General features: G+C 32.6%; 24 protein-coding genes. 18 read left to right on the top strand and 6 right to left on the bottom strand.

Annotated elements, in window-relative coordinates; translation table 11 throughout:
* Window positions 1–93: 93 nt before the first annotated feature.
* From B5X64_RS03260 to B5X64_RS03245, 4 genes are all read left to right on the top strand, one after another.
* On the top strand, window positions 94–1,101 hold the full coding sequence (locus B5X64_RS03260; protein WP_079463859.1) for an aldo/keto reductase: 1,008 nt from the start codon (window positions 94–96) through the stop codon (window positions 1,099–1,101).
* Window positions 1,102–1,336: 235 nt separating this feature from the next.
* Complete coding sequence (locus B5X64_RS03255) at window positions 1,337–2,233, top strand: helix-turn-helix domain-containing protein (protein ID WP_079463858.1); 897 nt, start codon at window positions 1,337–1,339, stop codon at window positions 2,231–2,233.
* Between the two features lie 511 nt (window positions 2,234–2,744).
* Window positions 2,745–3,194 (top strand): hypothetical protein, encoded by a 450-nt coding sequence (locus tag B5X64_RS03250; RefSeq protein WP_123920999.1) that lies wholly within the window; start codon window positions 2,745–2,747, stop codon window positions 3,192–3,194.
* Window positions 3,195–3,572: 378 nt separating this feature from the next.
* Window positions 3,573–4,214 (top strand): Crp/Fnr family transcriptional regulator, encoded by a 642-nt coding sequence (locus B5X64_RS03245; protein ID WP_079463856.1) that lies wholly within the window; start codon window positions 3,573–3,575, stop codon window positions 4,212–4,214.
* Between the two features lie 541 nt (window positions 4,215–4,755).
* Here B5X64_RS03245 and B5X64_RS03240 read toward each other — a convergent pair.
* Window positions 4,756–6,093: a dihydroorotase gene (locus B5X64_RS03240; protein ID WP_079463855.1), complete on the bottom strand. Its 1,338-nt coding sequence runs from the start codon at window positions 6,091–6,093 to the stop codon at window positions 4,756–4,758.
* A gap of 120 nt (window positions 6,094–6,213) precedes the next feature.
* Between B5X64_RS03240 and B5X64_RS03235 the strand changes: the two genes are divergently transcribed.
* The 8 genes from B5X64_RS03235 (at window position 6,214) to ribA (ending at window position 13,177) form a co-directional block, all read left to right on the top strand.
* Window positions 6,214–7,668: a lipopolysaccharide biosynthesis protein gene (locus B5X64_RS03235; protein ID WP_079463854.1), complete on the top strand. Its 1,455-nt coding sequence runs from the start codon at window positions 6,214–6,216 to the stop codon at window positions 7,666–7,668.
* 32 nt (window positions 7,669–7,700) lie between these two features.
* Window positions 7,701–8,717: a sugar phosphate nucleotidyltransferase gene (locus tag B5X64_RS03230; RefSeq protein ID WP_079463853.1), complete on the top strand. Its 1,017-nt coding sequence runs from the start codon at window positions 7,701–7,703 to the stop codon at window positions 8,715–8,717.
* Between the two features lie 131 nt (window positions 8,718–8,848).
* Window positions 8,849–9,691, top strand: a complete 843-nt coding sequence (lolB1, locus tag B5X64_RS03225) for a lipoprotein insertase outer membrane protein LolB1 (protein WP_079463852.1) — start codon at window positions 8,849–8,851, stop codon at window positions 9,689–9,691.
* On the top strand, window positions 9,688–11,247 hold the full coding sequence (locus B5X64_RS03220) for a murein hydrolase activator EnvC family protein (RefSeq protein WP_079463851.1): 1,560 nt from the start codon (window positions 9,688–9,690) through the stop codon (window positions 11,245–11,247). Before lolB1 ends, B5X64_RS03220 begins: the two co-directional genes overlap by 4 nt.
* Before the next feature lie 30 nt (window positions 11,248–11,277).
* Window positions 11,278–11,493, top strand: coding sequence for a twin-arginine translocase TatA/TatE family subunit (locus B5X64_RS03215; RefSeq protein ID WP_079463850.1), 216 nt, complete (start codon window positions 11,278–11,280; stop codon window positions 11,491–11,493).
* Between the two features lie 16 nt (window positions 11,494–11,509).
* Entirely contained in the window at window positions 11,510–12,121 is a 612-nt protein-coding gene (locus tag B5X64_RS03210) for a DUF4254 domain-containing protein (RefSeq protein WP_079463849.1), read from the top strand.
* Entirely contained in the window at window positions 12,118–12,570 is a 453-nt protein-coding gene (locus tag B5X64_RS03205) for a hypothetical protein (protein WP_079463848.1), read from the top strand. The genes B5X64_RS03210 and B5X64_RS03205 overlap by 4 nt, the downstream gene beginning before the upstream one ends.
* A gap of 13 nt (window positions 12,571–12,583) precedes the next feature.
* Entirely contained in the window at window positions 12,584–13,177 is a 594-nt protein-coding gene (gene ribA, locus B5X64_RS03200) for a GTP cyclohydrolase II (RefSeq protein ID WP_079463847.1), read from the top strand.
* A 67-nt stretch (window positions 13,178–13,244) separates the two neighbouring features.
* On the opposite strand, the gene B5X64_RS03195 is transcribed toward ribA, so the two are convergent.
* On the bottom strand, window positions 13,245–13,769 hold the full coding sequence (locus B5X64_RS03195; RefSeq protein ID WP_079463846.1) for a hypothetical protein: 525 nt from the start codon (window positions 13,767–13,769) through the stop codon (window positions 13,245–13,247).
* Between the two features lie 112 nt (window positions 13,770–13,881).
* On the opposite strand from B5X64_RS03195, the gene B5X64_RS03190 reads away from it, so the two are divergent.
* From B5X64_RS03190 to B5X64_RS03170, 5 genes are all read left to right on the top strand, one after another.
* Complete coding sequence (locus B5X64_RS03190; protein ID WP_079463845.1) at window positions 13,882–15,612, top strand: glycoside hydrolase family 3 protein; 1,731 nt, start codon at window positions 13,882–13,884, stop codon at window positions 15,610–15,612.
* 10 nt (window positions 15,613–15,622) lie between these two features.
* A complete protein-coding gene (gene bshA / locus B5X64_RS03185) occupies window positions 15,623–16,771 on the top strand; it encodes an N-acetyl-alpha-D-glucosaminyl L-malate synthase BshA (RefSeq protein WP_079463844.1) in 1,149 nt (382 codons plus the stop codon).
* 281 nt (window positions 16,772–17,052) lie between these two features.
* Window positions 17,053–18,318: a DUF2851 family protein gene (locus tag B5X64_RS03180; RefSeq protein WP_079463843.1), complete on the top strand. Its 1,266-nt coding sequence runs from the start codon at window positions 17,053–17,055 to the stop codon at window positions 18,316–18,318.
* Window positions 18,319–18,322: 4 nt separating this feature from the next.
* Entirely contained in the window at window positions 18,323–18,544 is a 222-nt protein-coding gene (locus B5X64_RS03175; protein WP_079463842.1) for a PspC family transcriptional regulator, read from the top strand.
* Between the two features lie 2 nt (window positions 18,545–18,546).
* Window positions 18,547–19,059 (top strand): GNAT family N-acetyltransferase, encoded by a 513-nt coding sequence (locus B5X64_RS03170; RefSeq protein ID WP_079463841.1) that lies wholly within the window; start codon window positions 18,547–18,549, stop codon window positions 19,057–19,059.
* 106 nt (window positions 19,060–19,165) lie between these two features.
* Here B5X64_RS03170 and B5X64_RS03165 read toward each other — a convergent pair whose 3' ends face one another.
* Genes B5X64_RS03165 through B5X64_RS03155 form a run of 3 tightly spaced genes read right to left on the bottom strand, consistent with a single transcriptional unit; the run spans window position 19,166 to window position 21,513 of the window.
* Window positions 19,166–19,978, bottom strand: coding sequence for a hypothetical protein (locus tag B5X64_RS03165; RefSeq protein ID WP_079463840.1), 813 nt, complete (start codon window positions 19,976–19,978; stop codon window positions 19,166–19,168).
* The gene (locus B5X64_RS03160; protein ID WP_123921001.1) at window positions 19,975–20,757 is read right to left on the bottom strand and encodes a carboxypeptidase regulatory-like domain-containing protein; all 783 of its coding nucleotides are present in this window, start codon (window positions 20,755–20,757) and stop codon (window positions 19,975–19,977) included. Before B5X64_RS03160 ends, B5X64_RS03165 begins: the two co-directional genes overlap by 4 nt.
* A 9-nt stretch (window positions 20,758–20,766) precedes the next feature.
* Window positions 20,767–21,513, bottom strand: coding sequence for a hypothetical protein (locus B5X64_RS03155; RefSeq protein WP_079463838.1), 747 nt, complete (start codon window positions 21,511–21,513; stop codon window positions 20,767–20,769).
* 181 nt (window positions 21,514–21,694) lie between these two features.
* Here B5X64_RS03155 and B5X64_RS03150 point away from each other — a divergent pair, with 181 nt between their 5' ends.
* Complete coding sequence (locus tag B5X64_RS03150; RefSeq protein WP_079463837.1) at window positions 21,695–24,847, top strand: UvrD-helicase domain-containing protein; 3,153 nt, start codon at window positions 21,695–21,697, stop codon at window positions 24,845–24,847.
* 63 nt (window positions 24,848–24,910) lie between these two features.
* On the opposite strand, the gene B5X64_RS03145 is transcribed toward B5X64_RS03150, so the two are convergent.
* On the bottom strand, window positions 24,911–25,420 hold the full coding sequence (locus tag B5X64_RS03145; RefSeq protein ID WP_079463836.1) for a ferritin: 510 nt from the start codon (window positions 25,418–25,420) through the stop codon (window positions 24,911–24,913).
* Window positions 25,421–25,441 lie beyond the last annotated feature (21 nt).

Raw genomic sequence — 25,441 nt, 5'->3', positions numbered from 1 at the left:
TTCATTCATCAGTAGTTTACATACGAAATTCATCGTTTTGCATACATCCTATTTCTAATTTCTGCTGAATTTTGTATCAATAAAATCAAGAATATGAAATTGAATCAAGTAAAATTAGGAAACCAGGGATTAATCGTTCCGAATATAGGTTTGGGATGTATGGGAATGACAGGTTTTGGCGATGCAGACATGTATGGTAAAACCGATGAGAAAGAAGCTATCGCAACCATTCACCGTTCTTTAGAATTGGGTGGGAACTTTCTGGACACTGCCGATTTATACGGTCCATTTAAAAATGAACAATTAATTGCGAAAGCTATTGAAGGAAATCGCAACAAGTATATTATTGCAACAAAATTCGGTTGGGAGATTGATGATAATGACCAGGTAACCTGGAAAATCAACGGAACAAAAGAGTATGTGAAAAAATCGATTGAACGTTCGCTTAAAAATCTGAAAACTGATTATATCGACCTTTATTACATGCATCGTTTAGATAAAAATGTTCCTGTTGAGGAAACCGTTGGAGCGATGGGCGATTTGGTGAAAGAAGGTAAAATCGGCTATATCGGTTTGTCGGAAGTTTCTTCGGAAACGGTAAAAAAAGCACACGCAGTTCATCCGATTTCGGCAGTTCAGAGTGAATTTTCTCTTTTTGAAAGAACTGTTGAGGAAAAAGGTGTCATCAAAACGTTGAATGAATTGGGAATTGGTTTCGTAGCGTACTCACCTTTGGGAAGAGGATTTTTATCCGGGCAGATACGTTCGATTGATGATCTGCCTGAAAATGATTTCAGAAGGGGAATTCCTCGTTTTCAGGAGCAGTATTTTCATAAAAACATCGAATTGGTGGAAGCTATTGAAAACCTTGCACAAGAAAAAAATATTACATCATCACAATTGGCTTTGGCGTGGATTATCAGTAAAGGAATTCTTCCTATTCCGGGAACGAAACGCAGAAAATATCTTGAAAAGAATATTGAAGCAAGTAAAATTGTGTTAAGCGAATCTGATATCCAGAAGCTGGAAAGTATTGTACCGTTGGGAACCGATACAGGTGCACCTTATGATGAATTCAGTATGGGGCTTTTGGATTATTAATCTGTAATTTTGATTGTTTAAATTATTCTACAGTTTGTCATTCTGAACGAAATGCAATGTAGTGAAGAATCTCCCCATTATTATATTTGTAAGATTCTTCCTTCGTCAGAATGACAGACTACTTAAATTAAAAATGCAGTACGATTTTGCGCCCCGGCTTGAACGGAGCTCTTTTTGCGGAGCAAAAAAGCGGGAGTGGAAGACGGAAATCGGCGCCATAAAAAAATAAAAAGTTATGAACACAATAAAATCTATTTCGGCTTTTCACAGATTGTTGTCGCTTCCTGAGCCAAAGCATCCGATGGTAAGTGTCATTAATCTTTCGGAAAGTGTTTTTATTGAAGATGAGGTCTGGAAAGGCTTTGTAAGCCGTTATTATTGTGTAGCTCTGAAACGAAATGCAACCGGAAAAATAAAATACGGACAACAACATTACGATTATGACAAAGGTGTTTTGAGTTTTACAGCACCGAATCAAGTGCAGTATCTGGATTTGCAGACAATGGATTGTGAAAATACGGGCTATTTGCTGATCTTTCATGAAGATTTTCTGCTGAAACATTCATTGGCGAAGACGATTTCTTCTTATGGATTTTTCTCGTATGCAGTGAATGAAGCTTTACATTTATCTGAAGATGAAGAGAATGATTTGCTTGAAATTATGAATAAAATAGATAAAGAATATCAGCATATCGATCATCATACGCAGGAAATCATTTTGACGCAGATCGAATTGCTTTTGAATTATTCGAAGCGTTTTTATGAAAGACAATTCATCACCCGAAAAAGTGGAACCCACCAGCTTTTAACGAAATTTGAAACTTTTATGAATAATTATTTTAATCAGGAGTCTTCTGATATAGGACTTTTAACTGTTCATCAAATTGCAGAAGCAATGAATCTTTCTCCAAATTATTTGAGTGATCTTTTGCGAGTTCATACCGGACAAAATACCCAACAACATATTCATGAAAAGCTGATCAGTAAAGCCAAAGAAAAACTTTCAATGACTGAACTTTCGATAAGCGAAATTGCGTATGAATTGGGATTTGAGCATTCCCAATCTTTTTCTACGCTTTTTAAAAAGAAAACGAATATGTCGCCGTTGGAGTTTAGGCAGTCTTTTAATTAAATCCCTCATCGATTTATGAGATTTTCGCAGATGATTATGTAAAAAATCTGCGAAAGTAAATTATACCTTAACTAAAGCTCATTCTATTGATCATCTTGACAATCAATTTCAAAAATATCTTTCTTTATATTATTTCCTGCTTTTTCTGAATCTAAAAACATTGTTTTTTTTCGCTTATTACAATTTTAAAATGCCTTTTCTATTTTGAAGGCATTTTTCTTTTACTCTACCCCATCTCTTTAATTAAAAAAAAGAAATTTTTGTGACTTTTATCACCGTTTCATAATCTTCCTATTTATCATTTTTGTTATTCATAATAATTCTTATTCAGTCTAAATAATTAATTATTACGTCTAAAACTTCTGTATTTGCTTTTTTAAAATGAATAATTACAATTTTAAATTAAAAAACATTCTGTCTTTTTGTCCAGAAAAAAAATGTCTGATTCAAAACCATTGTGTTCTTTAAACAGTATCTAATTTTTAACACCACATTGTACAAAATGAATAATATGAAAGATTTCAAAGTAGCCGTTTTGAGCTTGAATAAAAATTGTTTCGATTATTTTTACAATATTATCATCACCTATGAAAAAACTCTAATATTAATTAATAAAAAAAGAGAATTAATATTACAGCCAAAAAAAATTATTTTTGCAAAAGATTTAATTGCAATCGATATCATGAATGAAAAATCTACCGTCGTGCATATTGGTTTTAATGAATTTTTCACTCATGAATTCTCCGAAACTATTAGAACAAGGTTTAATCATCTCTTTATTGACAAAGATTTTATCATCACAAATTTGTTGCAGGATCCTGTAGGTTTTCACCCAGACAGATTTAAAGATTATTCCGAAAAAAACGTAACCGTTTTAAGACAGTTTGCTGTAAACAAAGTACAATCTCTTTTATTGGACGGGCTGTACGAACATCATCAAAGCCTGATGAAGTTTTCTTGATGATATTCAATTTTTAATTAATAGAATGTGTTGTCAAATTTTGGCTAATTACTGAAGCTAAATTGCAAACTGATAATTTAAAAATACAAAAACACATTATATGTTTTCATTTATTTCGATTTTTTTTAGAATCGTCTTTTAAGATGTTATAAAAATTAATCCTATTAAAGACTGAATACGCTTCGGCCAAGTTTTTAATCGTTGCTTCAGCATCATTTTTAAATCTGTTTACATAGATTTTTTTCTTTTTGCGAAGCTTATCTTCAAAAAGAAGACACCGGAAAAACGGATAGGTAAATACATCAAACTATGCCTTAAAAGCTTTTTGATAATTTTTAAAATGGAGGCTATTATTTAATAATACTTGAAATAAATTTAATGTACCGAAAAACTATTGTAAAAAAATTTGGCTTTCTTGGAAAGGATTTTCTCAATGAGTTTGAATATAATATCCTCATACAAAATGTAGTTGCTAAAGACGAAATTGTGAGAGAAGGACAAAGAAACAGGTTTGTTCCTATTTTATCTAAAGGATCATTAAAAGTGTTTTCGCTGAATGATGGAAACGAATTTATCCATTATTATGTAAAACCATGCGAAAGTTGCTCTATGACATTTTCATCAATTTTCAGCAACTATATAAGCAGCGTTTATTCTGTGGCTGTAAAAGATTCTCAGCTTATATTGATTCCTGTAGAAAAACTGCACCAATGGCTGGTTAAGTATCCAGAAATCAACAAGGTCTTTTATTTGGAATACAAAAACAGGCTTTCAGATATTATTTCTAAGGTAAATAATGCGATGTATTATAAACTTGATAAAAGAATTCTAAACTTTATTAAAGACCAAGTACAGATTAATCACGGAAACCCTTTAAGAATAACCCATCAAGAAATTGCCAATAATTTAGGTACTTCCCGAGAAGTAGTGAGCCGTATATTAAAAAACCTTGAAAATGACGGTGATATTCTTAAAACCAAAAACGGCATTTTGTATTTCGAAAAAAGCACCGATTGGTAATTGACCAATTAAAGTTCTTTGATATTGGCTTCTTAAAATTAAGCAAAAGAATCTTTCCTGATATTTTTTGTGACTTCTTCCCAAGTCGGAAATCGATACAATCACAGTTTTCAGTGCTCTGCTGTAATCGGCAGAAATATATTCTATAACAACCGGCTTTGTCTTGCAAGACAATAATCTTTTCATAAAACCGTGGGGTTTCAAATCTTTTAATTCACTCTAAAGTACTTTTGCAGAAATTACATCAATTGTTCTTTGCAAGTCACCAAAACGAACATTTTCAGTTCCTATAAAACAATAATGATTTTTAGTTTCTATTTTTCTCTAATAGCCTAAATAGCATTAACCTCAGTATACGATTTACTTTCCGTAAGTAAATATGCATAATTTGCTAAAGAAATTTTTAATTATAAAATTTTAAAACCTCACAGGCTTTAGAAGTCTGTGAGGTTTGATGATGCTGTATAATCGCAACGAGACTTGAGCAAAAATTGTGCTTTAGCTAAAGCCTACTCTATTGATATGATTACTTTTTTACAATTTATTCCTGAACTTCAAAAAGCAAACGTTCGCCGAATTTTTCTTCGTTGACTTTACCATTTTCATAAACCAGATTTCCATTAACGAAAGTGTGAGTCACTTTAGAATGGAAACTCATCCCTTCCAACGGGCTCCAACCGCACTTGTACAGGATATTTTCTTTTTCGACCGTCCATTTTTCATTTAAATCAACCAAAACTAAATCTGCTTTGTATCCTTCTTTAATGAAACCTCTTTTTTCAATTCTGAACAAAATCGCAGGATTATGAGCCATTTTTTCAACAATTCTCTCTAAAGAAATTTTTCCGTTAATATAATTTTCAAGCATCACCACCAAAGAATGTTGTACCAACGGCGCCCCGGAGGGACATTTTGTATACACATTCTGCTTTTCTTCCCAAGTGTGAGGCGCATGATCTGTTGCAATCACATCAATTCTGTCATCCAACAACGCTTCCCAAAGTGCATCTTTGTCATTTTGAGTTTTTACCGCAGGATTCCATTTGATTAATCCGCCTTTTGTATCATAATCTTCATTTGTAAAAGTTAAATGATGAACACAAACTTCCGCAGTGATTTTTTTATCTTTTAAAGGAATATCATTTCTGAAAAGTTCCATTTCTTTTGCCGTGGAAAGGTGAAAAACGTGAAGTCTTGCTCCTGTTTTTTTCGCCAGTTCAACTGCTTTTGAAGAAGATTTATAACAAGCTTCTTCGCTTCTGATCAAATGATGAAATTTCACAGGAATATCTTCACCATATTCATCTAGATATTTTTGAGTGTTTTCACGAATCGTTGCCTCATCTTCACAATGAACGGCAATCAGCATTTTTGTATTGCTGAAAATATTTTCTAAAGTTTCAGGATTATCAACCAACATATTCCCTGTAGAAGAACCAAGAAATAATTTAATTCCGGGAACATTTCTTGGGTTTGTTTTTAAAACTTCTTCCAAATTATCATTCGTTCCACCCATCATGAAACCGTAATTTGCGTAGGCTTTTTGAGAAGCAATTTCATATTTGTCAGCTAACAATTCCTGCGTAACCGCATTAGGAACTGTGTTTGGCTGCTCAATAAAACTGGTTGTTCCTCCTGCAATGGCTGAACGAGATTCAGATTCGATATCGCCTTTATGGGTCAAACCCGGTTCACGGAAATGGACCTGATCATCAATTACTCCTGGCAAAAGATATTTTCCGGAAGCATCAATGATTTGGTCGGCATCTTCAGAAATTTGAGAATCGATTTTAGAAATCAAATCGTTTTCAATCAGAATATCACTTTTAATAATTTTTCCTTCGTTGACGATTTGAGCATTTTTTATAAGAATTTTCATTTTTACTTTTAGATATAAGATTGATATTGCACAAATTTAATATTTTCCAAAGTGATTTTTAAACATCAATCAGAAAATTGTGAATTCTAATATTTACATTTGCATTTTAAAAACCTAAAATTGTATAAGAAACTATTTGGACAAACCGCTGTTTACGGGCTCAGTTCTGTATTGGTAAGAATCTTCCCTTTTCTTATTGCACCCATCGTAACAAAAGCTTTCGGACCTTCTGCTTCATCACCTTTCGTAGATTGGTATTCTATTGCTGGAGTAATTACTGTTTTTCTTACCCATGGGATGGAAACTTCATTTTTCCGTTTTGCACAGGAAGGTGATATTGATAAAAAAACTTTGGTTTCTACCTGTGCTCTAAGTATTTTGGGAGCTGGTTTTATTTATTTGATTTTAGGATATGTTTTCAGGCAAGATCTTGCAAATGCTTTTGAAACTCCTGATCAGGTTAATTATCTGGTTATATTTCTTTTTATGCTTTCCATTGATGCTTTTGCGACAATACCTTCAGCAATTTTGAGATTAGAAGGAAAGCCTATACAATATATGCTTTCAAAAGTTATTGGAGCTTTAGCGTATTATTTTCTTGTTGTATTTTTCATCAAATGGCTTCCCAATTACCCTAATGGAATTTTAGGAATTAAATACAATGCAAAATTTGGTGTCGGATATGTTTTTATAGCTAATTTAGTTCAAAGCATCATAACTTTACTGATTGTGGGAAAAGAGTTTGTAAATTTTAGCTTTAAAAAATTTGACTTTAAACTTTGGAAAAGAATCATGAATTATTCCTGGCCGGTAATGATTGCAGGATTAGCAGGAATTATCAATCAGACTTTAGACCGACAGTTTTTAAAATTCTGGCTTCCAAAAGAAGAAGCCAAACATCAGATTGGAGTCTATGGAGCTGTTTATAAAATCGCCACTTTTATCACAGTCTTCAGACAGGCCTATCAACTAGGAATTGAACCTTACTTTTTCTCAAGTTTTAAAGACAAGAGCAATCATAAAACCTATGCCGTTTTAATGGATATCTTTGTTATTTGCAATTGCTTAATTTACATGGGATTAATGGTTAATCTCCAATGGATTGCCGAAAAATACCTAGGAAATCCTCTTTATTATGAAGGGATTGAAATTATTCCATTTGTAATGTTAGGCGCATTGTTTTTAGGGATTTATTTAAATTTATCGATCTGGTATAAACTTTCAGATCAGACAAGAGTTGGGTTGTATATCTCTTTAATCGGGGCTGCAATTACCATTTTTATCAACTTTACATTTATTCCTACATACGGATATTGGGCAAGTGCTTTTGCAGCATTAATCACATATACAAGTATGATGATTATTTCCTACCTTTGGGGGAAATCACAATATCCCATTCATTATAATACATCCAAAATAGCAATTTATCTCTCGTTATCTATTGCGATTTCGATGATTTCATTTTATTATTTCCGACACAATTATTTAATTGGAAACGGTTTGTTTCTTTTCTTCATTGCATTTTTAGCATATAACGAAAGAACAATGATTAATAAAATACTAAGAAGACCTTAAATTAAACTTATAAATAAAACAAATATTCATATATGAAAATTATTGTTCCAATGGCTGGAAAGGGCTCAAGATTGAGACCACACACATTAACCGTTCCAAAACCATTGATTCCGATTGCAGGAAAACCAATTGTACAGAGATTGGTAGAAGATATCGCTAAAGTGGCAGGTGAAGAAATTGAAGAGGTAGCCTTTATTATCGGAGATTTTGGAGCTGAAGTTGAAGCATCATTACTGAAAATAGCCGAAAAACTTGGTGCAAAAGGAACTATTTATCACCAACTAGAGCCCCTAGGAACCGCTCACTCTATAAAATGTGCTGAAGAATCTATGCAGGGAAATGTTGTAATCGCTTATGCAGATACACTTTTCAGAGCAGATTTTACTTTAGATACCAATTCTGATGGGGTGATCTGGGTAAAAAAAGTAGAAGACCCTTCTGCTTTTGGTGTTGTAAAATTGGATGATTATGGTTTTATTACAGATTTTGTTGAAAAACCTGCGACTTTTGTTTCAGATTTGGCGATTATTGGTATTTACTACTTTAATTCGGCAGAAAAACTGATGTCTGAGATCAACCATATCATGGATAACAACATTAAAGTAAGCGGAGAATATCAACTGACAACTGCATTAGAAAACCTTCGTCAAGCCGGCGCTAAATTTTCTTTAGGAAAAGTTGATGACTGGATGGATTGTGGGAATAAAAATGCTACCGTAGAAACCAATGGTAAGATTTTAGAATACGAAAAAGATGAGTTTACAGAGTTTCCTCAGTCTGCTAATATTCAAAATTCTTTGATTATTCAGCCTTGCTATATCGGTGAAGGAGTCGAAATTTCAAACTCAAAAATTGGGCCTTACGTTTCATTAGGAAAAGGAACAAAAGTAATCAACTCCAATATTGACAACTCATTGATTCAGGAGAAAACCATCATTGACCACGGAAATCTTTCTAACTCAATGATTGGAAGCTCGGCTCATTATTTTGGTGTAGCCAGAGAAATTTCTTTAGGAGATTTTTCAGTTTTGGATTTTTTATCAAAATAAATTTAAATAAAATAACGTTGAACAAACCACACAATACCATTTGTGTGGTTTGGCGTTAATATTGCAAAAGATTACTAAAAATTGCAGGTAGAATCGAAACGATTACATTTGCTTAAAAATAAAAGATTCATATGAAAAATTGGGCTATCTTACTGATTATTACGTTGACTGTACTTTCCTGTAAAAGCAGAAAAGCACTCAATCAGACTGCTTCTGAAAATGACAGCATCCAGATTCAAAATTCAGATCAGAATGATCCTAAAGACCCAAAAAACATTCAGGATCGTTTAGTATTTTATGAAAATATAATGCTCCATCCTAAATTTGAACATGTAAAAATCAATAGTAAAATTACAGCGAGTGATTTAAGAGTAAGTCCACTAGATGCCGTAATTTATATCGAAAGTGATAAAAAAATATGGTCTAATATTACTTTTTTAATCATTCCTGCGGCAAGAGCAATTATTACTCCTGAAGGTATCAAAGCAATGGATAAGTATAACAAAAATTATATCGATTCAGACTTTGACTATCTTAACAATCTTTTGAACGTAAACTTTATTGACTATAAGACTTTAGAAAAACTGTTGATGGGACGTACTTTTATGAGCATCACCAACAGCAATTCAAAAATTGTAAAAAATTCTCAGGGATACCAACTGACTTCAATCACAAATCAAAAAATTGTAACCAACGAGATTACACGAGAATACAAAGTGGAAATGCAGTATACTGAAGATTTTAATTTAAATTGGGTAAAATTACAAGATGTAAAATCCAATGATGCCATTGAAATCGTATATGAAAACTGGGAGACCTTTCCGAATGAAGTGAAGCTACCAAAAAATGTTAAAATAATTATAAAAGGTTCCAAAACAAGTCAGATTTTAATTGAAAACACGAAATTTGACTTTTCGAGGATGGAAACACCATATTCAGTTCCAGCCAATTATAAGAAAATTGATATTAAATGATTAAAAAAATTAGCTTTTTAATAGGCATTTTGCTGTTCGGTTTACAATTTGGCCAACAAAATAAAGAACAGTTACAGAAACAAAATGCTGACCTAAAAAAACAGATAGCTCAGATAAATTCAGATTTGGCAAAAACAAGAAACGAATCTAAATTATCTATATCATATTTGGATAACGTTAATAAAAAATTAGCGCTTAGAGAAAAGGTTTATAACAATACTCAAAAAGAAAAAAGATTTATTGAAGATGAAATTTATCTTCGTCAACTTGAAATTAATCGTCAAAATAGAGAGCTTGCTGTTTTAAGAAAAAACTTTGCTCATGTTTTGGTCAATGCATATAAAAACAAAGGAGTACAAAATAAAGTTACATTTATTCTTTCATCAAAAAGTTTAGGTGAAGCTTTAAGAAGAGTACAATATCTTAAAAAGTACTCTGATAACCAAGATAAAAAAGCCGCAGAAATAACAACTGCAGCTGTTGCATTAAAAAAGTCTGTTGAACAGAAAAAGAGATCGGCAACAGAAAAAGAAAACCTATTAGTCAATCAGAAAAAAGATTTAACAACTATTAGTGTTGAACGAGCTCAGAAAGAACAGTTGGTAACAGATTTCAAGAAAAACGAAACCAAACTTACCGCTGATCTTAGACAAAAACAAACGCAGTCTAAAGCTTTAGAAGGACAAATAAGAGCCATTATTGCTGAAGAAATAAGAATTGCCAAAGCAGAGGAAGAAAGCAGAAGAAAAGCTGAAGCCGAAAAAATTCGTTTAGCAAAAATTGCTGCAGACAGAGAAAAAGCAAGAATTGAAGCGGAAGCAAAAGCTCGTGCTGAAGCTTTGGAAAGAGAAAGAAAGCTTGCCGAAGCTGAAGCAAAAAAAGCAGCAGAGTTAGTTGCTAAAAGAGCTGAAGAAGAAAGAAAAAGAAATGAAGATGCCGCAAAAAGTGAAGCCAGTGCAAAAGACGAGGCAAGAAAGATTGCAGCTAAAAAAGCATCTGAAGATGCTGAATTAAGGGCTAAAGAAGCCACTGCAAAACTAAATGCTGCAAAAGCTGCTGAAGAAGCTTTAGAAAAGAAAAAAGAAAGTGACAAGAAAGCGGCAGAAACAAAAGCAATGACCAATTATGGGGTATCTGCTCCGGCAGCGGGAAGTAATTTTGCGTCAAGCAAAGGAAGAATTTCTATGCCTGCACAAGGAACAATCACCCATAGATTTGGAAGACAGCAACACCCTGTTTTTAAATCGATTTGGGAAGAAAATAACGGAATCAAAATATCCGTAGCAAAAGGAACTTCTGCAAGAGCCGTTTTCCCGGGAGTAGTATCTCAAGTAATTCCTTCAGCAGATGGAACAAGAACGGTAATGATAAAACATGGTGATTATTTTACCATTTATTCAAATCTTAGCAGCACAACGGTTTCTAAGAACCAACAGGTTTCTGCAGGAACAGTGGTAGGAGCAGTTGCTCAGGATTTTGACGGAACGTATACGCTTGATTTCCAGATTTGGAATGGAAACAATGCAGTTGACCCTTTAGGTTGGGTTTCATATTAAAAAAAGATTAACTTTGCAAAAATTTAAGAAATGTACACATTAACAATACTTGCGTTATCTTGGCAGCACATCCTTATCGTTGCCATCATACTTTTATTACTTTTCGGAGGAAAAAAAATCCCTGAATTGATGAGAGGTATGGGTTCTGGAATTAAAGAATTTAAAGATGCTATTAAAGAAGAAGATAAACCGGAGGCAAAAACTACCGAAAACACCCCTTCAAACGACACCCCAAAAAGCAACTAAATAATTCTTCATTTCTATGAATTTTACCGATACTGCCTGGAAAATCTTCAACCAATCTATTGAAGACTATCATGTATTAGACAGCGTTGAAACACCTGTAAATAATCCTTTTGAAACAGACAGTTTGGAACGGATTTTGTATGCTAAAAACTGGATTGATACCGTTCAATGGCATTTAGAGGATATTATTAGAGATGAAAACATAGACCCTGTTGAGGCTCTTCAATTAAAGAGGACAATAGATTCTTCAAATCAAAAAAGAACTGATTTGGTAGAATTTATAGATAGTTGGTTTTTAGATAAATACAAAAATATTACTCCTAAATTTAATGCAAAAATAAACACTGAAACTCCAGCTTGGGCTGTTGACAGATTATCTATTTTGGCATTAAAGGTTTATCATATGTCGTTGGAAGCCAACAGAGAATCTGCTTCTGAAGAGCACCGTCAAAATTGCCAGGCAAAATTAGACGTATTACTAACTCAGAAAGAAGATTTGTCGACTTCAATTATTCAATTACTTACAGATATTGAAAACGGTGATGTTAAGATGAAAGTGTACAAACAAATGAAAATGTACAACGATGAAAGTCTTAACCCAATCCTTTACCAAAAGGAGCAAAAATGAGACGACTACTTTTTTTAGGAACACTGATATTAATCACTTCTTCTTGTGCTACTGAAAAGCTGAACTTATCACCTTTATCAAACACCTTTTCAAGTGATGCAAAATCTGATTCCGAAAATTCAAAAAGTATAAGCATCAATATTACCGAAAATGTAAATGCCTCAGAAATCACTAATCTGATTTCTACATTTCCTAAATTTTCTAACACTGCTGTAAATGATGAAGTAAGTACCTTAAAATACACTCTTCAAAATTACCTATATGCTATAGCTGCAGGGAATAATTCAGGAAAAAATAAGACCATCAGAAATCTGGAAAAATCTTACAAAAACATTCAAAAGTTAAGAAAATATCTGAAGAAAGATGAGGACGAAGTATTAAACAGATATTTGGTAAGACTCAAAACTAATATTACCGTAATAGAAGATTCTGTAAACGGAAAAAAATAAACAAAACAATTCAATGATTAAAATTCAGGCGGAAGCTAATGTTCCTACAGAACACGGTAATTTCCGAATGATTGCTTTTTCGGAAGATGAAAATGACTGGATGCCACACATGGCAGTTGTCGCAGAAAATACAGATTTTTCTCAGCCTGTCAATGTACGTTTTCATTCTGAATGCATTACCGGAGAAGTTTTCCATTCAAAAAAATGCGAATGCGGGCAACAGCTTGATGCAGCAATGAAATACATGCACGAAAACGGCGGACTCATCATTTATCTTCGTCAGGAAGGCAGAAACATCGGAATCATCAATAAGCTTAAAGCATATTCTCTTCAGGAAAAAGGTTTTGATACCGTACAGGCAAATCTAGAACTTGGCTTACCTGCAGATGACCGGAATTTTGGTATTGCTATCGAAATTTTAAACCAATTAAAAATTGAAAACATTAACCTTTTAACCAACAATCCGGAAAAGGTAAAATTTGTAGAAGAAAGCAATATCAACCTCAACTCAAGAGTTCCATTGCAGATTCCGGCAAATGAAAATAGTAAAGAATATTTACAGACAAAAAAAGATTTCTTCGGCCATTTTTTAGATGACCAGAAATAATTTAAATCAAAAGCGCTGAAAAGTAAATTTCCGGCGCTTTTTTTATTATAAAAATTTGAAAAGATTCTTAATTTTTAAATTTGATTTTTGACTCATCAATGTTGTAGAATTTAATTACACTGTTGTAATCGTTATAATCTACACCGCCATTTTTACCAGATTTTGCAGGAACAGTTACTACTCTAAATTTTTTATTCGTATAATAAGAAGAATTAGTATCAAGATTCAAAGTTGAATTAACAGTAATGCTAAAATCAAATTTACTGAAATCAAAACCATAATCAACCTCATCATTATTTGCATTATTAGTAAAGAAGGTATACGGTAATAATTTCCAAATAGGAGATCCATTATTTGTTGTGTCAGTTTGCATATAAACAAGCACTACATCAGATTCAACTAAAGGTTTTGTAAACTCATCAACATATTCATATAACGAACTATTAACTCTGGTAAAGTTCGGAGCTATATCATATGCTGTAGAATAAGTATCGTAGTCTACAGGTACTTCAACTATATCATCATCATTATCACAACTAACTGTAAATATACTGACAAATGCAAGCATTAAAAATGGAATAATTTTTTTCATTTTAAATTAAGTTTAATATTACTAAAGGCGGAATCAAAACATATACCAAAAATCAAAAAAACTTTAGTATTCATCATTTTTTTAATCGTATTTTTGTTCATATTCAAAAATCATGAAGAAATTAGCTTTTAATTTTCTCTTAATTACCGTTTTATTCAGTTTAAATCTTTCGGCACAATATCAGCCTAAAGATATTTCAAAGCAAGATTTAAAAAAAGCAAAAGAATGGGTAGACCAAACTTACAACAGTCTTTCTCAAGATGAAAAACTAGGTCAGCTTTTTATTGTGGCTCTTTATACCAATAAAGATGAAAACTACATCAATCAGATAAGAAATATCGTTACCAATGATAAAATCGGCGGATTAATTCTGATGCAAGATGATGCAGCAAAAGAAATTAATCTTGTGAATGAATTTCAGCAAAAGTCAAAAGTCCCGTTAATGATCGGAATGGATGCTGAATGGGGATTGTATCAAAGAATCAACACCGCTCACAAGTTTCCATGGGCAATGACGTTGGGAGCAATTCAGGATAAAAATCTTATTTATCAGATGGCTGCTAAAATTGCCGAAGACTGCAAAAGAATGGGCATCAATTGGGATTTTGCACCGGTGGTTGACGTCAATACCAATCCAAACAATCCGATTATTGGAAACAGAAGTTTCGGTTCAGAAGTTTCTAACGTAACTCAATCTGCTTTATCTTATGTAAATGGTTTGCAAGACCACAATATTCTTGCGGCGATTAAACATTTTCCGGGACATGGTGATACCAATACAGACTCTCACCTCGATCTACCCGTAGTTTCTCACAGTTTGCAAAGATTAAATAAAATAGAATTAGCACCTTTTAAAGATTTAATGAATAAAGGAATTGGCGGTGTAATGGTGGCGCATTTATACGTTCCAAGTCTGGAATCAGGTAAAGGAATCCCAGCTTCTATTTCAAAAAATATCATTACCGGATTATTAAAAGAAAAATTAGGCTACAAAGGTTTAATCATCACTGATGCTTTAAATATGGGAGCTGTAGCTAATAAATACAAACCAGGTGAACTGGACGCATTAGCTTTCAAGGCAGGAAATGACATCATGCTATTCTCACAAGGTGTTTCAGAAGGTAAAAAACTCATTCAGAAAGCAATTGATCAAGGAGAAATTTCTCAATCGAGAGTGGAAGAAAGCGTAAAGAAAATTTTATTAACTAAATATTTTTTAGGCTTAAACCAATACACTCCAAAAAATCCTGAAAATGTAAATTACGACCTCAATAATGATTCACATACGAAGCTGGTTCAAAATCTTTATTCAAATGCTTTAACATTATTGAAAGATGAGAAGAAATTGCTTCCGTTAAATTATAACTCAACCTATTACTATATTCCATTGGAAGAAGCTCCTTATCAGACTTTTGAAAACAGGTTAAAACTAGATGTTAAAGTTATTATTAAAAAAGCTTCAGAGATCAATACAATTCCGGCAAACTCAACGGTAATTGTAGGTTTCCATAAAGATAACTCTACAGCTTACAAGCCTTACAAAATTTCAGCAGAATCTAAAAAGATATTGGCAGATTTAACTAAAAACCAAAATGTTATTCTAAATGTTTTCGGAAGCGCATATGCTTTGAAGGACATTGATATTTCTAAAGTTTCCACCGTTTTGGTTTCTTACGAAAACAACGATGATTCTATGACGGCAACTGCCGATGCATTTCGCGGAAAGACTATAATTCCAGGAAAACTTCCTGTTTTAGTTAATGACCAATTAAAACCAGGAATGGGAATAACTTTAGACCCATTTAAATTTTCAAAATCAACAGAATTCATCACTTCAAAATAACAACAGTACAATGAAAATAGGCATACTTTGCTATCCAACATACGGCGGAAGCGGAATTGTGGCAACAGAACTCGGGATGTCTCTAGCCAACAAAGGCTATGAAGTACACTTCATTAGTTCGGCACTTCCAGCAAGATTAGATATTACCAACCCTAATATTTTCTTCCATAAGGTAAATGTTCAGACGTATCCGCTTTTTCAATATCAGCCTTATGATATTGCATTAAGCTCGATGATATATCGTGTTGTGAATCTTTATAAACTAGATTTGCTTCACGCCCATTACGCCATTCCTTATGCTTATGCGGCTTTTACAGCAAAGCAAATGTTGAAGGAAGATAACAACGACATTCCTTTGGTAACCACACTTCACGGAACAGATATCACATTAGTAGGTCAGCATCCAAGCTACAAACATGCGGTAGAATTTTCGATTAATAAATCGGATGCCATTACTTCAGTTTCTGAAAGTCTGAAAAAAGATACGTTACAGTTTTTTAATATTAAAAAAGAAATTCAAGTAATTACCAATTTTATTGACAATTCTGAATTTGATGAACTTAATGAATGTCAGCGAACACAGTTTGCCAATGAGGATGAAAAAATACTGATTCACGTATCCAATTTGCGTCCGGTAAAACGTGTAGATGAAGTTTTACAAATCTTTAAAAATGTAGAGAAGAAAGTAAAATCTAAACTTATTATTATCGGAGAAGGTCCCGATATGGAAAAAGTCAATCAGTTCTTAGAAGAAAACCCAGATTTGATTTCAAAAATCCGTCTTTTAGGAAAAGTAAATGATTTGTATAGAATTTTACAGCTTTCAGACGTCTTTTTACTTCCATCTGAGCAGGAAAGCTTCGGTTTGGCAGCTTTAGAAGCGATGGCAGCATACACTCCAGTAATCAGCTCAAATGCTGGTGGAATCCCTGAAGTAAACATTCAGGGCGAAACAGGATTTTTAGCTGAAATAGGTAACGTAGAAGCGATGAGCAATTATTGCATCAAACTTTTGAGCAATGAAGAACTTTTAGCACAAATGAAAATTAATGCTAAAGAACAAGCTGTAAAATTTGATTTGAAAAACATTCTTCCAATTTATGAAGAAATGTATAAAACAACAATTGCAAATTTTGTAAAAGAGCCGGCAAAAGCTTAGTTTTTTTCTAAAATAAAATTAAAAGTCAGGGCGGTTGCTCTGGCTTTTTTTGTTTACAATTTTTTTGAAAAATATCTTAATTAAGAACATAGTGTTTGATATTTAAAAAAATATTGAATTAGTTCAGTTCAGCTCCTTCGGAGCTGAACCTTTGTAGAAAACATTAGCTAGTCTATGAATTGCAGCGATCCGTAGGAGCGCAACCTAAAAACCTAATCAAAAAAAATATTAATTCTCAAAATATTTTTCCCTAAATTAGTTGTAACACAAAACCACAACTGATGAATGAAAAATTGCTTCAATATCTTTGGAATTTCAAAGTATTCACCCATTTCGATTTTACAGATACCAACGGAGATCCTGTTGAAATTTTAGATTTTGGACGATGGAATACAGATTCCGGACCCGATTTTCTGATGGCAAAGATTAAAACCAAAAATATTATCCTTGCCGGCAACATCGAGCTTCATGTAAAATCTTCTGACTGGATTTTTCATCAACACTCAAAAGATCCAGCTTATCAGAATATCATTTTACATGTAGTTTTCCAGAATGATGTTGACATCAAAGAATTTAAAGACCAAAATATTCCAACTCTTGAACTGAAAGATTATATCGACAGCAATGTTTTTCAGAAGTATGAAAATCTTTTGAAGGAAAACCAGTTTATTCCGTGTGAAAAGATTTTCGACACAAAGAAAATCCCGATTAACTTTCATGAAGAAAATTTGCTCAAAAAGCTGGAGCAAAAATCTTTAGAAATAGAAGTCGATTTACAGCGCCATAAAAACAATTATGAAGCTGTTATGTTTCATCATCTCGCCTACTCTTTTGGCTTAACTGTAAATGCTTTGTTATTTAAACAGATTGCAGAAAGCATTGATTTTACGATCATCAATAAAATACGGCAAAATAAAACACAGCTCGAAGCATTGTTTTTCGGAATTTCAGGTTGGCTTGAAACCCCGCTAGATGCACAAATGAAAATCTGGAAAAGAGAATTTGATTTTCTTAAAGCTAAATATAACATCCCTGAAATCATCATTCGTCCCAAGTTTCTTCGATTAAGGCCACCCAATTTTCCGACAATTCGTTTGTCACAGTTTGCTGACCTCTATTTTCAGCATCAGAATTTATTTTCAAAAATTATTTCAGCACAAAACACAAATAGTTTGTTTGAAATTTTCAAAGAAATTCAGGCTTCAGACTATTGGACTGACCATTTTAATTTTGGTAAAATATCTTCTATTCATCATCCCAAAGTTTTAACGAAAGATTTCATTGAACTGATTATTTTGAATACAATTCTTCCTGTAAAATATGCCTATCACAAACATCAGAATGAAAATATCAATGACGAAATTTTATTTTTTTACAGTGAAATTCAATCAGAAAAAAATTCAATTATTAAAGAATGGAAGAAATTAGGTTTAAAAACTAAAACTTCAATAGAAAGTCAAAGCCTGATTTATCATTTTAAAAACTATTGTAAAGCAAAAAATTGCTTAAATTGCAGTATCGGATTTAAAATTTTAAAAGAATCTTAAAAAAATGTTTGATAATCTACGCCACAAAATGGAACGCGAATGGTTTGGTGTGCTCACAAGAATGGGTGCTAAACTGGGAATTCCGGTTTCTAAGCTGAGAATTTTCTTTATCTATTCTACCTTTGCAACGGCAGGATTTTTCTTTTTAATATATCTTGGTTTGGCTTTTACTCTTTGGATTAAAGACATTTTTATCACCAGACGACCAAGTGTTTTTGACCTTTAAATATGGAGTTTTTACAAATTACATCACACGATGACTATCGTGTAGAGCAGATTTTCAATTCTTATTCTACGACCTTTCCGGAAGACGAAAGGCGAGAATGGTCTCAGTTTATAAAATTGTTTGACCATCCAAATGTAAAAATAATTTCTGTTTTAAATGATACAGAAAATGTCGGTTACCTTATTCTCTGGGAATTAACAAACTATGTGTTTGTGGAGCATTTTGAAGTTTTCGCTGAATTCAGAAATCAAAAGTTAGGCTCACATATTACCGATTATTTATTTAAAAATTACCCAAGAATTATTTTGGAAATAGAACCGGAACATTTAAATGATGATGCTAAACGACGTTTTTCGTTTTATAAAAGAAACGGTTTTAATCTGATTGACGAAACGTATGTACAGCCAAGCTATGGCGAAGGAAAAAAAAGCCTTAACCTTTGGCTTCTTGCCAATTATATTCCTGAAAATTTAGAGGAAGTAAAAGACGAAATTTATGATATTGTTTATCATTAAAATATAAATCCAGAGCATTAAAAGCTCTGGATTTTTTTATCATAGGTTATACTGATTATTCATTTCATGGAATTACTATCTTCTTTATAAGTCATACAAATCAATATTAATCGCTTAATTTATTCAATTTAGAATATTCTACAAACGCAGTCTGAAGTTCACTCAGAATTGTAGCTGCATTGAAATCTTTGCGGTATTTTTTTGAAAGATAATTTACTTTCTCAGCATAGGCCAGGAAATGGTCTATTTTTTCTTCATCCATTCCGTATTTTTTGAATATATTCAAATCTACTTCTGATTTTACTCTGGAAAGAAAATTTTGAGTTTCAACATAATTGGGAGTGGTAATTTTTGTTATAGAACCTTTTTTAGTCAAAAAAACTATCGTTGCAATAGTTTCAAAAATATCTAAACTTACATGTCCTGCCTTAAAATCGTGCCCTTGAAAAGATTTTGGAACCTCATTTTTAGGCAGGGGCTCATTCAATTCAGACTTCATGTATTCGTTGATTGAAGATTTCAAGAAAGCGACTTTCTTAGAATCATCCAAATATTTACTGTCTTTAGTTAAATTCCCAGTAGGTTTATAGCCTATTTTGACTTCCTGAATCAAGGTTTCAGCTCTTACAAGCTGTATTTCTAATAGAGAATTGAATGCTTCCTTTTTAATAATTTTATCAATTCGGTAAAAGCCTTCTTTTATAAATCTTAATTCATCATTTTCTCTTGCTTCAATTGAAAAATCACCTGAAATATTACTATATGTATTTATGTTTTTAGTGATATTAAAAACCAAAACAACATTCAGACTATTGTTATCTTCATCTACAATTTTACCCGAGATATTTTGCTGTGAAAATGCGAAAATCATCAACAGCAAAGCAATCAACATTAAAAATTTTGTGGGAACTGTCCTCATTTTTGTTCAACAGTATTATTGCTTTTCTTGAGCCGATCTACATAAATCGGAAGTACACTATCTAAATTAAACATGACTCTGTTTATATTTTTAGCTTTCACATAAGATCTTATTTCCGGTTTCATGAGAAAACTGAATTCTAAAAACTCCGAAATTCTTTCGGCAGGAATTCCGTCTTTCACAAAATATTCATCGTCAATTCGTTTTCTGATCCAAACAATATCAAGCTGTACATCTTCATATTTATACCATCTTTTCTGCCTTCTGGATTTTCCACTTATCAAATCAAAAACAGCCTGTACATCGACATTCCCAAAAGCCGCGGCCAATAAAACCTTCTTTACTTCTGCCGGAACTTCACGAGGTTTTTCAGGAGGTTTCGGAAGACCAATATCTTTCTGAAGCTGCTCTTTTTTGTCTATTTTAGTTAGTCGTTTAGAATCTTTTGCCAAATCTCCGGTTGTAGAAATTATTTCTACTTCTTCTATTTCTTCAGGAATTCTCACTAAAATTACATTCATTGAAGATTCTACATCTGAAACTTTTCTTGAAGCTCTTTCGTATCCATTTTTGATAAATCTGATTTCATCTTTTTCTGTACCCTCAATAGAAAACTCTCCTAAAGAATTACTGTAAACCTTCTTATCATTAGAAATATTAACGACTAAAACCGAAGTGACAATCATATCATTTTCACTCAACGTTTTCCCTGATATTTTCTGCTGAGAAAAGAAATGTAGTGTCATAAAAAAGAAAAATACAATAAGATTTTTTCTCATCGCTTGTGTTTATTTTTGCGTCTGAGGAGTTTTATAGGAAGAAATTCGCATCAAAACAAATCTTTGAAATCTCATCAAATCTGCATCGCTTACAAAACCATATTTCAAAATCTTAGCCCTTTCAAATCCACCAGCAAGAACATAATTGATAAAGTGATTAATAAAAGGTTTTTCAATTTGCAAATCTTTAAAATACTGGTCTCCTAAAGCATATGCCAGATAATTTGCCAAATCAAGGTCATCCCATTTATTTTTCACCTTTCCAATAGAGAAACCCTGCCCTTTTGGCTGCACAAATTCACCAGGTCTTGCGGCTAAAATTCTAGGGTCAGATTTTTGTCGGAGGTAATTATTGATATCTGCCTTCAGTTTTTCAACTTTTTTTGGAGGATTCAGCATTTTAGAATCAATCTTCAAGTCTCCGCTGAAACCTTTTTTGATCTCCACTTCGGCGATTAATTCTGCAGCTCTCAATAACTTTACATTCATCGGAGATTCTAGATTTTCTTTAGACACTTTTTGGTCTGTTCTTTCATATCCGCTTTTAAAAAAGCGAAGAACATCACCTTGCCTTCCCGAAATCATAAAATGGCCGTCTCTATTGGTAAGAGCCTGCTCATCCGTACGCATATTGATTACAGTCACATTCGGGACTTCAGACAATTCTTCAGATGAAATCTTCCCAAAAATATAATTTTGAGCATTCATTTGAACGAAAGAAATAATAGATAAAATAAAGAGTAATTTAAATTTCACAGATTATGGTTTTATTAAGCAAAACTAAAGTTATTTTTCATTAACACAGCAAGTTTAACCAGACTTAACGGGTTTTAATATTTTTTTTGAATTTAATCTTCAAAACTGTTAAAATATCGGCTTCATTTTGTTAAATTTTCAAATAAATTTTATCTAAATTGCATAAAATCTCTCGTAAAAAATGTCAAATTCATATACTGTAATCAACGCATCGGCGGGTTCGGGTAAAACTTATGCTCTTGTACAGAGACTTCTAATGATTTGTCTGAAGTATCCCAATCAGCATCAATCTATCAGAAATATTTTGGCATTAACGTTTACCAACAAAGCAGCCAACGAAATGAAGGAAAGAATTCTTTCATGGCTAGAAAAGTTTACAGCAGAAAATTACAGAGATAATAATGACCTCAAAAACATTCAGAAAGCATTTGAAAACGAAGGTCTGAAAATAACGATTGATGAACTTCATCACCGCTCTAAAAAGCTTTTAGATTATATTCTTCATAATTATTCTACCTTAAATATCGGAACGATCGACCGTTTCAATTCACGTTTGGTGCGCAGTTTTTCTTATGAATTGGGTTTGGCTAAAAATTTTAATCTTGAAATTGATGCAGAACCATTTTTAATTGAAGCTGTTGACAAGATGCTTGACCAGATTGGAGAAAATGAAAATATTTCTAACTCTTTTATGGATTATGTAGATTACAGTTTAGAAAATAATGAAAGAATTAATCTGAATAAAAACCTTTACGATTCTGCGAAAGAGTTTGTAAAAGACATTCATTACGAACATCTGAAAGACAATAAAGAGTTTGATGATGAGAATTATGAAAACATCAAAAACACGTTAAGGAAAGAAATTTCTACCAACAAAAAGCAGTCTCTGGAACTTGCTTTAAGCTCAATTGAATTATTTAAGTCAAGAAATATTGAGATCGAAGATTTTGCGCAGGGGAAAAATGGAATTGGTGGATTTTTCCCAAAAGTAGTCGATTTTTATCAGAAAAAAAGAGCTGGATTTCCGTTCCCTACAACATCCGAAGAATCTGTAGTTGAAAAATACAGAAAAGGAGCAGCTGCAAAATCAAAACATAAAGACGCAGAAATTTCAGAAATCCTGGAGCCACTTCTTGAAAACAGAATGAAACTCATTCTTCTGTTCATCGAAACTCAGAAAAAAGAAAAAATACTTTCCGCTTTATTGCCTTTAAAAGTCAACAAAGATATTCAGGATGAACTAAGAAAAATTGAGGAAGAAAATGATCTGGTTTTACTTTCAAAATTCAATATTCTGATCAATGAAAACCTTAAAAATGAACCTTCTGCTTTTATTTATGAAAAAGTAGGTGCACAGTTTCAGCATTATTTTTTTGATGAATTTCAGGATACTTCAGAGTTGCAATGGCAGAATTTTGTTCCGTTAAGAGACCACAGTATTTCGACAGAAAATACTTCTTTTACTTTAGTTGGCGACCCTAAACAAAGTATTTATCGTTTTCGTGGGGGTGAAAGTAAACTCATGTTGGATATTATCAACAAAAAAGAATTTGCGCCTAAAGAAGCTGAATTATTAGTCCTTAAAGACAATTGGAGAAGTGCTAAAAATATTGTTCAGTTTAATAATGAGCTGTATCATTTTCATTCTTTAAATCTTGAAGAAGAGCATCAACATATTTTTGGAGTTGATGGCGAGCAAAATCCAAGATCAAGTATTGAAGGAAGAGTAAAAATAAATCTGATTGAAAATTTAACCAATGAAGATTTCTACAACGATGTTTCAGAAAAAATGCAGAAAGATATTCAGGAATGCTTGGATAATGGGTTCAGGTTTTCAGACATTACGATTCTCTGCCGTGGAAATTTTGACATTTTCTCTTATTCCCAGAAACTTGGAAATCTGAAAGTCAATTATAATGGTGAAGAAACAAATATTAAAACGATTTCCGATAAAGGTTTAACGCTAGAATTATCAAATACCTTGAGAGCTATTGTTGAGTTTTTGAAATGGGAAACTAATCCGAAAAATAAGCCTCATCTTATTATGATGATGTTTTATCTCAACAGACTCGGAAGAATTAATATGCTAGATTTCACTTTAGAGATGAAAGAAATTCTGGCTTTGGAACAGCATGAAACCATCATTCAATTTATTGAAGAAAAATATCATGTAAAACTGAAGCAGGATCATTTCCCGAAATTTAATCTTTATAATTTTATTGAATATTATATCAACGAATTTTCGATTACAGATAAAGAAACAGATTTTCTGCTCAACTTTTTGGAAATGCTTTTCAATTTCACACAAAATGCAGGAGCAAGCACCAAAGAATTTTTAAAATATTGGGACGAAGAAGCTTCAACCTATACCATTCAGGCTTCTGAAAATATTGATGCCATTCAAATCATGACCATTCACAAAGCAAAAGGACTTGAGTTTCCGGTCGTTTTTATTCCGATGATGAATAAAAACCGTGATTCTGAATTTAGCAATTGGTTTGAAACGGGTGAAAAGTCGGTTTTAAAATCAGTCAATATTAATCAGTTCAATAAAAACCTTGAAGTCTACGATGAAGGAATAGAAAAGTTTAATCAAGAAAACTCTTACAAAAACCTAGTTGACAGACTTTGTTTGCAATATGTTGCGACAACGCGACCTGTGGAACAATTGTTTTTTTATCTTCAGAAACAAAATAAGACTTCAAATAATTTAGAAATTTTAGAATTTGTACAGTCTAAAAACCTGCAAGATCTTGATGAATTTGATTTGTATGCAACTCATCCTGAAATGTTGAAAAAGCAAATCTCTCATAAAAAATCTGAATTTAAAACTGAAAATATTCAGAACCTGAGAAACGAGCATGAAAATACAAGTTCAATAAAAATTGCAACACCTTCTAAAAATTATCAGGTAAGAAATGAGAAAGTAAGAATCGGGCTTTTTGTGCATGAATTGCTTTCAAAAATAAACACTGAAAAAGATATTGATAAGGTTTTGGAGACGTATGTTTTGGAAGGCCAGATTACGCTCGAAGAAAAAGCAAATATTAAAAACGATCTCCAAAAAATCATTCATCAATATTCGGAATTTTTTGATGAAAAATGGAAAGTGATTAACGAAAAAGACATTATGGTTTCTGAAAGAGGAATCAGCAGAATTTATCGTCCCGACAGAATTTTAAAAGGTGATGAAGGGTATATTATTGTTGATTTTAAAACCGGAATAGAAACCGAAAAGAACGATAAACAAATTGAAACCTATCAATCTGTTTTAGAGCACCTGGGAATGAAGGTAATTAAAACGCAATTGATTTATATTCCTGAGAATTTATAAAATTTAAAAATAGCTTCGGCAGCACCTTTGGTGCCGCCGAAGCTCACAATTTTAAAAAATATTTTAAGCTGTAGGATCTGCTACAAAAACTCTCTTCGCCAATTCTTGGTCAAAAAGATATAATGCAGAAGGGTTATCACAAACCATTTTGATTTTCGTTACGTACTGAGAAGCACTCGCTTCTTCTTCTACCTGCTCAATAATAAACCATTGCAAGAATGAAGTTGTTGCAAAATCTCCTTCTTCATTTGCATTTTTCACAATGTTGAAGATACTTTTAGTTACCGTCTTTTCGTGCGCCAAAGCTTTTTCAAAAATATCTGTTGCACTCTCAAACTCATGTGGTGGTTTTGCAATTTCCCCTAAGATAATTTCGCCGCCCACATCGTTTAAGTAATCAAACATTTTGTCGGCATGCATCAATTCTTCTTTGCTTTGAACTCTGAAGTAATTGGCAATTCCGTCAAGATCTTTTGCTGAAAACCAAGCAGACATAGAAAGATAATATTGAGCCGCATATTGCTCGTGAGCGATTTGTTCGTTTATTAGCTGTGCAATTTTTTCACTTACCATAATAAAAAATTTATATTCAAA

This window comes from Chryseobacterium balustinum (assembly GCF_900168205.1).
Lineage (GTDB): Bacteria > Bacteroidota > Bacteroidia > Flavobacteriales > Weeksellaceae > Chryseobacterium > Chryseobacterium balustinum.
Note: the sequence above shows the minus strand (reverse complement) of the source record. Positions and strands in the feature narration are given on the sequence as shown.

Coding starts and splice junctions, on each gene's coding strand:
- B5X64_RS03240 (WP_079463855.1), bottom strand. CDS start 6,093: ATGAAAATTCTTATAAAAAATGCTCAAATCGTCAACGAAGGAAAAATT.
- B5X64_RS03260 (WP_079463859.1), top strand. CDS start 94: ATGAAATTGAATCAAGTAAAATTAGGAAACCAGGGATTAATCGTTCCG.
- B5X64_RS03220 (WP_079463851.1), top strand. CDS start 9,688: ATGATTAAAAAAATTAGCTTTTTAATAGGCATTTTGCTGTTCGGTTTA.
- B5X64_RS03195 (WP_079463846.1), bottom strand. CDS start 13,769: ATGAAAAAAATTATTCCATTTTTAATGCTTGCATTTGTCAGTATATTT.
- lolB1 (WP_079463852.1), top strand. CDS start 8,849: ATGAAAAATTGGGCTATCTTACTGATTATTACGTTGACTGTACTTTCC.
- B5X64_RS03205 (WP_079463848.1), top strand. CDS start 12,118: ATGAGACGACTACTTTTTTTAGGAACACTGATATTAATCACTTCTTCT.
- B5X64_RS03245 (WP_079463856.1), top strand. CDS start 3,573: ATGTACCGAAAAACTATTGTAAAAAAATTTGGCTTTCTTGGAAAGGAT.
- B5X64_RS03150 (WP_079463837.1), top strand. CDS start 21,695: ATGTCAAATTCATATACTGTAATCAACGCATCGGCGGGTTCGGGTAAA.
- B5X64_RS03255 (WP_079463858.1), top strand. CDS start 1,337: ATGAACACAATAAAATCTATTTCGGCTTTTCACAGATTGTTGTCGCTT.
- B5X64_RS03250 (WP_123920999.1), top strand. CDS start 2,745: ATGAAAGATTTCAAAGTAGCCGTTTTGAGCTTGAATAAAAATTGTTTC.
- B5X64_RS03180 (WP_079463843.1), top strand. CDS start 17,053: ATGAATGAAAAATTGCTTCAATATCTTTGGAATTTCAAAGTATTCACC.
- B5X64_RS03210 (WP_079463849.1), top strand. CDS start 11,510: ATGAATTTTACCGATACTGCCTGGAAAATCTTCAACCAATCTATTGAA.
- B5X64_RS03145 (WP_079463836.1), bottom strand. CDS start 25,420: ATGGTAAGTGAAAAAATTGCACAGCTAATAAACGAACAAATCGCTCAC.
- B5X64_RS03160 (WP_123921001.1), bottom strand. CDS start 20,757: ATGAGAAAAAATCTTATTGTATTTTTCTTTTTTATGACACTACATTTC.
- ribA (WP_079463847.1), top strand. CDS start 12,584: ATGATTAAAATTCAGGCGGAAGCTAATGTTCCTACAGAACACGGTAAT.
- B5X64_RS03215 (WP_079463850.1), top strand. CDS start 11,278: ATGTACACATTAACAATACTTGCGTTATCTTGGCAGCACATCCTTATC.
- bshA (WP_079463844.1), top strand. CDS start 15,623: ATGAAAATAGGCATACTTTGCTATCCAACATACGGCGGAAGCGGAATT.
- B5X64_RS03190 (WP_079463845.1), top strand. CDS start 13,882: ATGAAGAAATTAGCTTTTAATTTTCTCTTAATTACCGTTTTATTCAGT.
- B5X64_RS03175 (WP_079463842.1), top strand. CDS start 18,323: ATGTTTGATAATCTACGCCACAAAATGGAACGCGAATGGTTTGGTGTG.
- B5X64_RS03170 (WP_079463841.1), top strand. CDS start 18,547: ATGGAGTTTTTACAAATTACATCACACGATGACTATCGTGTAGAGCAG.
- B5X64_RS03230 (WP_079463853.1), top strand. CDS start 7,701: ATGAAAATTATTGTTCCAATGGCTGGAAAGGGCTCAAGATTGAGACCA.
- B5X64_RS03165 (WP_079463840.1), bottom strand. CDS start 19,978: ATGAGGACAGTTCCCACAAAATTTTTAATGTTGATTGCTTTGCTGTTG.